This is a genomic window from Streptomyces sp. NPDC028635 (assembly GCF_040637635.1).
Lineage (GTDB): Bacteria > Actinomycetota > Actinomycetes > Streptomycetales > Streptomycetaceae > Streptomyces.
Genome location: NZ_JBEZWX010000001.1, coordinates 271,361 through 285,383 on the forward strand (window position 1 = coordinate 271,361; position 14,023 = coordinate 285,383).

General features: G+C 75.7%; 1 protein-coding gene. It reads right to left on the reverse strand.

All coding sequences use genetic code 11. From position 1 onward, the window contains the following. Window positions 1-13,998 (reverse strand): amino acid adenylation domain-containing protein, encoded by a 13,998-nt coding sequence (locus AB0E88_RS00845; protein ID WP_361621539.1) that lies wholly within the window; start codon window positions 13,996-13,998, stop codon window positions 1-3. Window positions 13,999-14,023: the final 25 nt, after the last annotated feature.

Here is a 14,023-nt window from a genome sequence, read left to right on the forward strand (position 1 = left end):
TCACCACTTCTGTCCTTCCTGCGGCGCCGCAGCGGAGTCGGCGACGGTCGGGGTGAGAGGGGCCACGGGGGCGGCGTCCTCCTCGAAGCTCAGGCCGAGAAGGGTGGCGCCCAGCGCGGGCCGGGGGGCGGATGCCGGGGAGGTGACGGGTGCCGGTGCGGGACCGGCGGCGAGCGGGGCCGGTGCGGGACCGGCGTCGAACGGTGCGGGGGCGGCCGCTTCGGGCAGGGGCGCCGGGGGCGCGGTGCGGCCGGGAGCCTCCAGCCACAGCCTGCGGCGCCTGAACAGGGGAGCGGGAAGCGCGGGCCGCGGCCGGTGCGCCGCCGCCAGCGCCGGGTCCAGCTGGCTGACGACGGCGTGGGCGTTGGTGCCGCCCAGCCCGAACGCGCTCACCCCGGCCACCCGCACCCGGCCGGGTTCCGCGACCCATTCGCGGGCCGCGCGGCTGGGCTGGAACGGTGACGTGGCGAAGTCGAAACGCGGGTTGGGCCGCTCGCAGAACAGCGACGGTGCGATCCGCCCGTCCCGCACCGCGAGCACCGCCTTGATCAGCCCGGCGATGCCGGCGGCGCTCAGCAGATGCCCGATGTTGGTCTTGACGCTGCCGATGGCGCAGAACCCGGTGCGCTGCGTCTCCTCGCGGAACACCTCGGTCAGGGCCCGCAGTTCGATGGGGTCGCCGATCATCGTGCCGGTGCCGTGGGCCTCGATCAGGCCGACCTCGTCCGCGCCGCGTCCGGCGGCCGCGAGGGCCCGCCGTACGACCTTGGCCTGCGCCGCCGGATTGGGCGTGGTCAGGCCCATGGTGCGGCCGTCGTTGTTGACGGCGACCGCGTCGAGCACCGCGTGCACCCGGTCGCCGTCGCGCAGCGCCGCCTCGAGCGGCTTGAGCAGCACCACCCCGCAGCCCTCGCCGGGCACGAACCCGTCGGCACTCTCGTCGAAGGTGGCGCACCGGCCGTGCCGGGACAGCGCCTTGGCCGCGCTGAAGTCCAGGTACGGCTCCTCGTCCAGCAGGACGTCCACCCCGCCGGCCAGCGCCAGTTCCGACTCGCCGGCCAGCAGGCTGCGGCAGGCCAGCTGCAGCGCCACCAGCGAGGAGGAACAGGCGCTGTCCACCACCAGGTTGGGGCCGTGCAGGTCGTAGTGGTGGGCGACGCGGGCGGCGATGAAGTTCTGGTCCGAGCCCATCCCCACCAGGCCGCGCCGGTCACCCACCCGGCGCCCGTAGTGCGACATCCGGGCACCGGCGAAGACACCCACCTCCCGGCCGGCCAGCTCCTCGGGGCCGTATCCGGCGTCGGCGAGACAGGTGGCGGAACCCTCCAGGAACAGCCGCACGGCCGGGTCGAGGCAGCGGGCCTCGTCCTCGCTCATGCCGAACCAGTCGGGGTCGAAGTCCTCGATGCCGTCCAGGAACCCGCCCCACTTGCTGATGCTGCGTCCCGGCTCGGGCTCGGGCCGGTACAGCTGCTCCGCGTCCCAGCGCGAGGGGGGAACCTCGGTCACCGAGCACACCCCGGCCAGCAGGTTGCGCTGGAAGGCGGCGGCGTCCTCGGCGCCGGGGAAGCGGCAGGCGAGCCCGATGACGGCGATCTTCCCCGCCCCGGCACCGCCCGGGGCCGCGGCGGAGGGTACGGCGCTCACCGCGGCGGGGAACGGGGCGTCCACCGCCACCGGAGCCACCGGAGCCGACGCCGTGGCCGGGACCGGGACCGTGTCCGGCGCGGAGGGCACGGCAGGAGCCGCGGACCCCGACGGTGCGCTCGGCACGCCGAGCTCCACCAGGTGACGGCCGAGCTGCTCGATGGTCGGGTGGTCGAGGATCGTCGCGGGTTCCAGGGACAGACCCGTGCTCTCCTCGAGCCGCTCCAGGATGTCACCGAGGAGGACGGACTCCACTCCCAGGTCGCCGAAGAGCGCCGTGGGGTCCAGGGCGTCCTCGGGGATGGCGAGGAGTTCGCTGAACAGCGGGACGAGCCACGGCGGCCCGGCGGGGGAGGTGTGCGCCACGGTGGGCTCCTGTTCACGGGGCGGGGACACGGGGTCCCCGGCGGTCGGAGGTGCGGGTGCGGCGGCCGGCGCGGCGGCGGCCGTCTCGCGCGGACGGCCGAGCAGCACGCCCGGGTCGGCGGGGACGCCGCCGAGCGGCGGGCAGACGACGACGTGGGTGTGGTCGGCGGGCAGGGCCACGACGCGCTCCAGGGCCCGCAGCCCCTCCTCGTCGCCGAGCGGCCCGACACCCACGGGCGCGCAGCCGTCCGGCCGGCTCGCGCCCATCCCGGACTCGCTCCACGTGGGCCAGGCCACCGAGCGGAATCCGGTGCGGCCCGAGCGCGCCTGATGGCCGGCGTAGAGGTCGAGGAAGGCGTTGGCCGCCGCGTAGTCGAGGACCCCGGCGGCCAGGCCGGGCGCCACGGCGGACAGCGAGGAGAACAGCACGAAGAACTCCGGGCGGTCCTCGGCGCACAGCGCGTCGAGCACCTCGAGGCCGGTCGTCTTGGGTTCGAGTACGGGGGTGAAGTCCGCCGGGTCCTTGCCGACGAACGAGGGCCGACCGACCGGTGCACGGCCCGCGCAGTGCACGATCCCGCCGATCGGACCGAGCACCTCGCGCACCTCGTGCAGGAACCGCCCGGTGCGCTCACGCTCGCTCAGCGGCCCCGAGTGCACGAGCACCGTGGCGCCGAGGGCTTCCAGGTCCCTGACGAGTGCGGCCGTCTCGGCCTCGGGGGAGTCCTGGGCCAGGTGTGGCCACTGGGAGCGCGGCGGCAGCGGGCGCGCCCCGGTCAGGGCGATCCGCCGGGCGCCGCGGCGCACCAGCAGCCGGGCCACCTGCGCCCCGATGCCCCGGGTGCCGCCGGTGACGAGGTAGGCGCGGTCGGCCGCGGGGCGCAGCGGCCGGTGCCCGGCGGCAGCGAGGTCCACCAGGTGCGGCCCGTGGCGCAGCGCGCCGCGCACGGCCACCTCGCTCGGGCCGTGCGGTGCGCGGTACTCGGCGAGGATCCACCGGACGGCCTGCCCGGGCCCGGCGGCCGGGACGTCCAGGTCGAGGACGGTCCCCGGCACCCGCGGGTACTCGGCGCCGAGCATCCGCACGAACGCGGACATGCGTGCCCCGGCGAGCGAGGGCGCGGGGCCGGCGGGCCCGTACAGCCCCCGCGTCACGTGGAGCACCCGGCCACCGCGGCCGCGCAGGACGCGCACCAGCCGCTGCAGCAGGCGCAGTCGTACGGCGAAGCGGTCCGGGTCCTCGTCCCCGGCGCGGCCGAGGTCGGCCAGGTCGATCAGCCCGTGCACGGCGCCCGGCGCGTCGGCCGGCAGGGCGTCGACGAACGCGGTGGCCCCGGACTCGTCGGCGAGGTGCGCCACACCGTCCCCGGTGGCGGAGTCGGTGCGCACCAGCACGACCCGGTCGGAGCCGAGCGCGGCGGCGACGGCACGCGCGACGGGCTCACTGGACGCGGAGAAGACACACACCACGCGCCCCTCCGGCGCCGCCGTCTCCGGCAGCTCGGGCAGCGGCCGCCAGGTACGGCCGTACAGGCCGGTGACCTCGTGCGTGCCCGCCGGTGCGGCCGGTTCCGGTGCGGCGCCGCGGGCGGCGGCCGCCGGTGCGGGCGCGGCCACGGCGGCGGGCGCCGGGGAAAGGGGCGCCGGGAGGGCGGCGGCCGGTGCCCGCTCCGTCGAACGGGGCTCGGGCAGCCAGTGCCGGTCCCCGGCGAACGGGTAGGAGGGCAGCGCGACCAGGCGACGGCGTACGGGGTGCAGTGCCGCCCAGTCGACGGTGCCGCCCTCGGCCCAGTGCCCGGCCAGGCGGAGCAGCTCCGCCTCCCGGTCGGCCGCCGGGTCCGGAGTGGCGAGCGGACCGGGCGGAAGGCCACCGCCCGGGGCCCGGCCGAGCACCCAGGCACCGGTGCCGCCGGTGGCGAACCGGTTCAGGGCGTCGCACAGCTCGGGCACGTCGACCACCACCATCGCGAGGCGCTCGCGCAGTGGCTCACGGCCGCTCTGCAGGGTGTGCGCGATGTCGGCGAGCGCCGGCGCGGGCCGGTCCTCCCGGCGCAGCCAGTCCCGCAGCCGCCCCGCCAGGGCACGCAAGCGGTCACGGTCGTACGCGGACAGGACGATCAGCTGGGGTCGGCGCCCGTCGTCCTCACCGGTCCGGCCGTCGGCGGCGGGCACGTACTCCTCCACCACGACATGGGCGTTGGCGCCTCCCGCGCCGAAGGCACTCACCCCGGCCCGGCGCGGCAGCGGGGCCCCGTCCGGGCCCGTCAGCGCGGCCCAGGGGCGGCCCTCACGGACCACCTCGAAGGGTGAACTGTCCCAGTCCACAGCGGTGTTGAGCTGCTCGGCGTGCAGCGACGGCACCAGATGGCGGTGGCGGAGCTGGAGCACCACCTTGGTCAGGCCCGCGATGCCCGCGGCCGCCTCCGCGTGGCCGATGTTGGCCTTCAGGGAGCCGATCGGGCGGCTGCCCGCAGCCAGATCCGCGCCCGCGAAGGCCCGGTTGAGGCCGTTGATCTCGACGGGGTCGCCGAGCTGGGTGCCGGTGCCGTGCGCCTCCAGGTAGCCGATGGTGGCGGGGTCGGCACCCGCGCGGCGCAGTGCCGCACCGACCAGGTCGCCCTGCGCCACCGGGTTGGGGACCATGTAGCCGTTGGTCTTGCCGCCGTGATTGACGGCCGTTCCCCGGATGACGGCGTGGATGCGGTCGCCGTCCGCCTCGGCGGCGGACAGCGGCTTGAGCAGCACCGCTCCGACCCCCTCGGCGGGTACGAAGCCGTCGCCGCCCGCGCCGAAACTGCGGCAGCGGTGGTCGCTGGAGGACATCTTCAGCCGGGCCTGCTGGCGGAACTTGTGCGGGTGCAGCGACAGGTTGACGCCACCGGCCACCGCCGCGGCGCACTCGCCCCGGCGCAGGCTCTCCACCGCGAGGTGCAGCGCGGTCAGCGACGACGAGCACATGGTGTCCATGGCCAGGCTCGGGCCGTGCAGATCGAGGAAGTACGAGACCCGGTTGGCGATGCCCGCGACGGCGGAGCCGGTGTCGGCGGGCGGCCCGTCCACGGAACGCTCGACGCCGAAGAAGGGGTACTCGTTGTACATCGTGCCGACGAACACGCCGACGCGGGAGCGCAGTTGGTCACGGATACGGGCCCTGGTGCACCCCGCGTCCTCCAGGGTCTCCCAGACCACCTCCAGGAAGAGACGTTCCTGCGGGTCCATCAGCTGCGCGTCGCGCGGGGTGATGCCGAAGAACAGCGGGTCGAAGCGGTCCACGCCGTCGAGGAAGCCGCCCCACATCAGCTCGGTGGGCCAGCCGTCGCGGGCCCGCTCCGCCGGCAGCGGGCCGACACTGTCGACGCCCTTCACCAGGTTGTCCCAGAACGCCTCCAGATCCCGCGCCCCCGGGTAGCGGCCGGCGATCCCGACGATCGCCACCGGTTCCGGCTCGGCGCTCCGGTCGGCGGCCCGGTCCGGTCCGGAGATCCCGGGCTGCGGGAGACGGTCCGGTTCCGAGGCCGAGACGGTGGCCGTGGCTGTGGCTGTGGCCGAGACGGTGGCCGCGGCTGCGGCGGTGGTCGTTGCCGGAACCGTTGCCGCGGCGTCCGGGGCGGACGTCCACGGCCCCTGGTGCCGGTCCGCCAGATGAGCGGCGACCCCGGCGAGGTCCGGGTACTCGAACAGCACGGTGCTCGAGACCCCGCTCACGTCCTGGCCCAGCCGCTCGTTGAAACGGGCGACCATACGGGAGTTCAGCCCGTAGTGCTCCAGCGGCACCCGCGGGTGCAGCTGCCCGGCGGGGACCCCGCTCACCTCGGCGAAACACCGAAGGACGTATTCCTCGGCAGGGTTCGCCTCCCGGGCGTCGCCGGCCGCACCGCTCACCCGGTCCTCCCCGTCAGGGGACACCGGTCCCGTTCCGGCCACCGGTCCCGTTCCGGCCACCGGTCCCGTTCCGGCCACCGGACCCGGTCCGGCCACCGGGACCGGCCCACGCGCCACGGACGGCGGCCGTACGGTGCCGTCTGCGGACCGGGCGACGCCCGCGCCAACCGGCTCGGGAGCGGTGAGCCAGTGCCGGACCGCATCGAAGACGTGGACCGGCAGCGGAACACGGCGGGCGGGAGCGGGCCACAGCCGGGCGAAGTCCACGGTGTGCCCGCGCAGCCACTGCTCGGCGGCTACGGCCATGTCGGGCACGGTGGCGGGGACGCCGGCCGACGCCGGATCGGCCACGGCGTGCGCGAGCCCGGGGTAGGGGCGCCCGTCGACGAACGCGGTCAGCCCGGCGCTGGCGTCGTGGATGTCGTCGGCCGACAGTGTGAGCCGGTGGCCGAGCGAGGTGCGCCCGGTCTGCAGCGTCCACGCCACGTCGGCGAGCCGGTGGCCGCGCCCGGCCTCCGCCAGGTGGTCGCGCAGTCGCTCGGCCGTCACCGTCAGGGCCTCGGCGGAGGCCGCCGACAGCACCAGCGTGTGCGGACCGCTCACCGCCGCCCCGGCACCCGCCCCGGTGGCGGCGTCCGACCCGGGGACGGGGTCCGCGGCGCGCACCACCGCATGCCCGTACGAGCCGGTTGCCCCCATCGCGTTGACCAGCACCGTGGCCCGGCCGTCCGCCGCCCTCGCGGTCAGGGCGCGCGGCCGGTCGACCGGCTCCACCGGCAGGTCCTCCCAGTCGACGAGCGGACTGCGCTCACCCGCCATCAGGGTCGGCGCGAGCCGCCCGTGCCGCAGTTGCAGCAGAACCTTGATCAGTTGGGAGATGCCCGAAGCGGCCTCCAGGTGGCCGATGTTCGGCTTCACCGTGCCCACCGGCACCGGCGCGGCGTCCGCGCCGCGGGCCAGCACGGAGCCCAGCGCCTCCAGTTCGGCGGCGTCGGCGATACCCGCGCCGGCGGCCGCGCACTCGACGTAGTCGATCTCGTCGGGCAGGACCGACGCGTCGGCCAGGGCCCGGGCGAGCGAGTCGGTGAGCGCGGCGGTGTGCGGGGCGCCGTAGCGCGGTCCCCGGCCCGCGTGTCCGATGCGGGTGCCCTCGATCAGCCCGTGCACGGTGTCCTGGGCCCGGCGGGCGGCGTCGGCCGGGCGCAGCAGCACCACGCCCACTCCCTCACCCGGGTGCCAGCCGCTGCCCTCGGCCGCGTAGGCGCCGGGCGGTGTGTCGGCCGCCAGCAGTTCCAGGCCCTCGAGCAGGCCCCAGTGGTAGGGGTGGGCCAGCAGGTTGACGGCACCGACCACGGCCGCCCCGCACTCGCCGCGGCGCAGGCTCTCCACCGCCAGGTGCAGTGCGGTCAGCGACGACGAGCAGGAGGCGTCGACGGCCAGGCTGGGGCCGCGGAAGTCGAAGAAGTGCGAGACGCGGTTGGCGATGTCGGAGGCGGTGGCGGGGACGTCCGCGGTGCCGCCCGCGGCCCACCGGTCGGCGCCCTGCTGCCGGTAGTCGTGCCACATGGAGCCGATGAACACCCCGACCCGCCCGGCCGACCTGCGCAGCGAGTCGGCCGTGTGCCCGGCGTCGTCCAGACACTGCCAGACCGTCTCCAGCACCAGTCGTGCCTGCGGGTCGACGCTCTGCGCCTCCTGCGGCGACACATGGAACAACAGGCTGTCGAACCGGTCGATGTGCGGCAGGAAGCCGCCGGTGGCACGCGTCGTGCCGGGCGCCGTCTCAGGCCGGGACGCGGGTGCCGCGCCGATCGCGCTGCGGCCGCAGACCAGGTTGTCCCAGAAGGCGTCCAGGTCCTCGGCGCCCGGGAAACGGCCCGCCATGCCGATCACCGCGGTCGGTGCGGCGGCGGGCGCCACGGCTGCGGCCGCACGGTCGCCGGCCGAGCCGACAGCGGTGTCCGCACCGGTCGTGACCGCGCCGGTGTGCGTGCCGGCCGAGGCCGTGTCCGCACCGGCGCTCGTGCCGGTTCCGGCCGTGTCCGCGCCGGTGTCCGTGCGGGCCGAGGCCGGGTCCGCGGTCGCGGATCGCGCGTCGGCGGGCGCCGCCGTCGGCGTGGTGAAGAACGGCCGGGTGCCGAGCGCGCTGCGCTCCGGGTGCGCCGCGGCACCGCCCAGGAAGGCCTGAAGGAACACGTGCCCCTCGTCCAGGCCGAGCCAGTCACGCAGCTGCCCGGTGTTCAGGGCGCCGATCGGGCACAGGCCCACGCCGTGCGCGGCCTGCCCCATCAGCAGCAGCTGCCCCATGTACCCGGACTCCAGGGTGAGGTAGCGCAGGCTCTCCTCGCCGTACAGCGGCTCGATGCCGTGCCGCTGACCGAACAGGTAGATCCCGAACCGTGAACGGTCGAACACCGGCCGGTTGTAGTAGAAGTGGTCCCCGCGGTCCGGCCACACGCCGGGCCGCAGCAGGCGCAGCGCGTGCCGGGCCGGGTCGTAGTAGTACAGGCCGGCGTCGAGACCCTCGACGGCGTCCGGGGTCAGGTGCACGTAGACCTGGACGGCGTAGGTGTCACCGGCCGACGGGTACAGCGTGCGCCGCCCTTCCGCGCCCGCGGCCTCGCGCAGCAGCCCCAGCAGTCCCGCGAAGCAGCGGTGCGGCACCGGCGCTTCCAGGAAGTCCCGGCGGCTGGACCGCCAGGCGTACAGCTCCGGTTCGTACTCGGCGCGCGGCAACGCCACCTCCGGCAGCGCCGGTTCGTCGGGCCGCCGGTTCCACCGCTGCCCCTTGAAGCGCTCACGCTCCTCGGGCGAGAAGAAGTCCACCGCCTCGGGCACGTCCGCCGCCACGGTCGTACGGGCTTCCGTCTCGGGGGCGGTCGTACGGGACTCCGTTCGCGGCTCGGTCGTACGGGGCTCCGTTCGCGGGGCGGGCGCGGCCGGTTCCGTCTCCGGGCCGGCCGTACCAGGTGCCGTCTCCGGGCCGGTCGTACCGGATGCCGTCTCCGGACCCGTCGTATCGGATCCCGGCTCCGGGCCGGTCGTCCCCGGGCCGGACCGCGCCGCCGGTGTCTCCGGGCCGGCCGCCGCCGGCGCCGCCTCCGTCAGGCGCTGGTGGACCCAACGGGCGATCGCCGCGACACTCGGGTCGCCGAGCAGTGAGGAGACGGGGAACCGCTGCTTGTAGGTGCGCTGGAGCGCACCCGACACGCGGACCATGCTGAAGGAGGTCGCGCCCTGGTCCCACAGGTCAGTGTCGACCTCCACCGACTCGACCCCGAGCGTGCGGGCGAACAGCGCGGCGATCTCCGTACACAGCGCCTCGTACGAGGGCACCGCCTCCGCGGCCCCGCCCGCCCCGCCCGGTTCGGCGGCGGTGGACCGCGGTTCCTGAGCGGCGGCCACCGCGGTGTCCGCCCCGGCCGGCGGCGTCATGTGCTCCTTGCGCAGCGGCCAGGGCAGCGCCGCCCGGTCCAGCTTGCCGTTGGAGGTGGCGGGGAAGCCCGCCAGGAAGCCGACGAAGTTGGGCACCATGTACTCCGGCAGGGCCTGCCCGGCGAAAGCGCGCAGCTCACGCCCGCTGACCTCGCCGCCGCCCTGCGCGACCACGTACGCCACGAGGACGCGGTCGCCGCAGCCGTCCTCGCGGGCCAGGACCACGGCCTCCTTCACCCCCGGGTGCGCCCGGAGCCGGTGCTCGATCTCGCCCAGCTCCACCCGGAACCCGCGGACCTTCACCTGGCTGTCGGCGCGCCCCTGGAAGCACAGGTTGCCGTCGGGGAAGTACAGGGCCCGGTCACCGGTCCGGTACAGCCGCTCCTCCGGGTCGTCGTGGAACGGGTCGGGGATGAACCGGTCGGCGGTCAGCTCGGGCTGGTTGACGTACCCCAGGGCCAGGCACTCGCCGCCGATGTACAGATCCCCCTCGACGCCGACCGGGCAGGGCCGCAACTGCTCGTCGAGGACGTGGTAGCGGCAGTTGTCGATGGGCTTGCCGTACGGGATGCTGCGCCAGCCCGGATCGATCGCGCCGATCCGGAACCAGTTGGACCACACCGTCGCCTCGGTGGCGCCGCCCAGACTGATCAGGTCGGCGCGCGGGAAGACGGCGCGCACCTCGTCCGGCAGGGACAGCGGGGTGTAGTCGCCGCTGAGGAACACGAGCCGCAGATCGTCCGTGCCGTCCGCGCCCCGCACCCCCTCCAGCAACGTCCCGACCTGCGCGAGCGTGGTGGGCGCCGAGTTCCAGAAGGTGACCGGCTCGGTGAGCAGGACGTCCAGGAGCAGGGCGGGGTCGCGCTGCTGCTCCGCATCCGCGACATACAGCGCGGCGCCTGCGCCGAGCAGGCCGAAGACGTCGAAGACGGACAGGTCGAAGCCCAGCGAGGTGACGCAGAGCCCCATGTCCCCGGGGCCGAACCCGAAGGTGCGGTGGCACCAGTTGAGCAGGTTCAGCACCGGCCGGTGGGCCACCGCCACACCCTTGGGGCGGCCGGTGCTGCCCGAGGTGAAGATGATGTACGCCGTGTTGTGCGGCTGCGCCGACGGGCTCGGGTCGGTGTCGGCGTCGGCCGGGTGGGGGCCCGCCACGGCGGCGTCCGCGCACAGCCGGGGGCAGCCGTCGGGCACCGGCCAGCCCTCCCGGTCGGCCGTCGTGACGACGAGCGCGGCGTCCGCCTCCTCGAGGATCACGGCGGCCCGCTCGGCGGGCAGGTGGGGCTCCATCGGCAGATACACACCGCCGGCCTTCAGTACGCCGAGGACGGCGGCGACCATCATGGGGCCGCGCGGCACGCTCACCGCGACCACCGTCTCCGGGCCCACCCCCTGCTCCGCGAGCCGCGCGGCGATGCGGTTGGCGCGCCGGTTGAGTTCCCGGTACGTCATGGTGCCGCCGCGCCAGCGCAGCGCCTCCGCCTCCGGCTGCCCGGCGGCCCGCTCCTCGAAGAACTGGTGCATCAACCGGTCGCCGTCGAAGGGGTGGGCGGTGTCGTTCCACTCGTGGAGGATGGTGTGCAGCTGCGCGCCGCGCACCTCCCCGGCGCCGTCCTCCCGGCCCTCGTCCCCAGCGACGTCTTCACGGCCCTGGTCCCCGGCGGCCTCCTCCCGGCGCTCGTCACCTCGGCCGTCCGCCGCAGCGGAGCCCTCCGGCTCCCCGCGGCCCTCGTCCCCGGCGTCACCTTCCGAGGCGGCGTGCTCCGCCGTACCCCCGCCGTCCCGTTCCCCGGAGTCACCCTCCGGCGTGCCGCCCGCGTTCTCCTCCCAGGCGGACTCGTCCTCGGCGAGGCCTTCCACCAGCCGGCGGTACTCGCCGTACAGCTCCTCCCAGCCGCCCTCGGCGGCAGCGCCGTCCACGGCGTCCCAGGCCAGGTGCAACCGCGGGCCGTCGACGGTGGTGATGCAGTCCAGGGACACGTCGGGGGTGCAGCTCAGCCACTGACCGGCGCGCACACCGCCCGGCAGGGCCGGGGCGTCGCCGAAGTCGAGGGCGCAGGTGTACACGACGGGATGACCGGCGCCGCCCGCGCGGGCAACGGCCCGCCGCAGCTCCGGCAGTCCGCCGACCGGCACCCGTGCGTCCTGTTCCAGGATCTCCTGACATCGGCGCGCCCGTGCCGTGAACGACAGCTCGCGCGGCGCGCACGCCACCCAGCTCAGCGCCGTGAACTCGCCGGGCCTGCGGGCGTCCAGGTCCCGGTCCCAGCGCACCACCGGCACCGAGAAACGCGTGCCGTAGCGGCGGCTGAGCACGTCCGTGAAAGCGGTCAGCAGTGCCGCGTCCAGGCTCAGCCCGCGTCGGGCGCACCGGTCGGCCAGCGGCCGCACCGGCAGCGGCGCGCCGGCCATCCGCACCCGGCGTCCGGGCGCGTTCCCCTCCTGCGGCGCGGGCAGCGGCACACCCGGCGGCAGCGCGCGCAGCCGCTCCCGCCAGTGCTCCTGCCCGTCCGCCTCCTGCCGCGCGGACGGTTCAGCCGCGCTGTCTGCGGCCGCGGGCCGCGGCTGCGCCGCCGGATCGGCGTACAGACGCATCAGTTCACGGCCCATCAGGTGGATGCTGCGGGCGTCGGCCAGTGTGAGCTCCACGCACAGCAGCACCGTGTCACCGCCCGCGCCGCGCACCAGCCGCACCTCGAACTGCGGGTGCCGGCCGAGCGGGAACGGGGCAGCCGCCATCGCCTCGCGCACCGCGCCGGGCTCGCCGTCCTCGAGGACGGGCACCGTCCACCGGCGCGGGGCCTGCTCGCGCACCTCGACGGCGCCGTCCTCGGTGACCGCCGACCGCAGCACGTCGTGGGCCTCGACGAGCCGCACGACGGCCGACTCCAGGCGCACCGGGTCCACCCGCTCCTCGGTGTCGTGCGACACGACGACCTGGCATCCGCTCCACGGGGCCGGCTCGGCGCCGGCGCGCGCGACGAAGTAGGCCTGCTGCAGGTCGTTCAGGGGCCGGACGGCCACGGGACCGCCGGCCGCGGCCGCCCGCAGCCCGTTGCACAGCGAGGCGAACGCGGCGTCCGCGACACCGGGTGCGAAGCAGGCGTCGGCGACGTCCCAGCGCAGGCGCAGTTCACCGTCCTGCTCCCACATCTGGTGGTCGAGCCACACCCCGGAGGTCTGGCTGACGGCGTACACGGGCGCGGCGCCGAAACCGCGCTCGCGTGGCCGCGCCCCCGCGTCGAGCATGCTGGTGAAGACCACGGGCAGCGGCCCCGGACCCTCCTCACCTCCGCGCAACGCGCGCTGCGCGCTCACCCCGCACACCGCGGAGTGCTCCAGGGCCTGCCACAGGCCCTCATGGGTGAGCCGGGCCGCCTCCTCGAAGCTGTGCTGCTGCGGCAGGACGGCCTCCACGAGGGTGGTCGCCGTGAACGGCCCCACCAGGGTGTCGGCGTCGGACGGCAGATGCGGACGCCGGCTGGTGGTGACGACCAGCGAGTACGGTTCGTGGGCGCCGTGCCGGGCGAGCGCCTCGGTGAACACGGTCAGCACCAGCGAGGTCGGTGACACCCCCAGCGTCTCGGCCCGCTCGCGCAGCGCCTGCCACTCGTCGGCCGCCAGCCGCGCACCGCGGCTGCTGCGGCGCACACAGGTCAGGCCATCGGCCGGTACGGGCGCGGCGCCGGTGAACAGGCACGGCGCGCCCGGCAGTTCCTTCAGGCGGCGCACCCAGTGCTCGAGGTCACGACGGTGGGCGTCGCCGCCGCGGGCCGCGTCCAGGGCCACAACGCAGTCCCGCACCGACAGGCCGGCCGTCGGTGCGGGAAGGACGTGCGCGTCGTCGGCGTAACACGCCTCCCACTGGGCGGTGAGCAGGTCCAGGCCCTGGCCGTCGGTGACCAGGGCGTCGATGCCGAAGTGGACCCGGCCGGTGCCGTCCGGACCCAGGGTCACCTCGACGGCGAACGGGGGCCACTGGCCGGCCGGGAAGAGGTGGTGGGACATCCGGGCGCGCACGGCGGCCGCGGTCGCGGCGAACTCCGCACGGCTCGCGCCGGCGTGGACCGGGAGGTCCCACTGCCCGGTTCGCCGGGATATCTGCTGGCGGCCGTCGTCGGTGACGGTGACGCGCAGCATGTCGTGGTGCTCCACCAGGCGCTGCCAGGCGGCCCGCAGCCGCTCCACGTCCAGGTCCGGCACGTCGAACTCGCGGTAGAGGTGGCAGCCCACGGCGTCGGGCTGCAGATCGGGCTCCTTGCCGATCAGGTACGCCTCCTGCAGCGGGGTCAGCGGGAAGGGCTCGTGGCGGGCTTCCGGGTCGGTGACGACCCGCGATCCGGCGGCCTGCGCGCCCCGCGTCGTCGTCCCCTCGCCCGCCGCCCCGGTCACCGCGTGCCCGGCGACCCGGCGCGCGTACTCGCCGATCGTGATCGGCTCGGTGAGCCAGCCCAGCGGCACGTCCGCCGCGTATTCGCCCTGCACGGCGAGCCACAGCCGGGCCGCCGTCATCGAGTCCAGGCCGAGGGCGCGCAGCTCGCTGCCGGTGCTCACGGGCGGGCCGTCCGGCCGTGCCTCGGACACCACCCGCACCACCATGGCCGCGACACGCTCGGCGAGGTCGGTGCCCGCCGCGTCCTGCCGACCCGCAGAGCTGGTTCGTTCCATATCCGCTCCCACGAAAGAGACACCG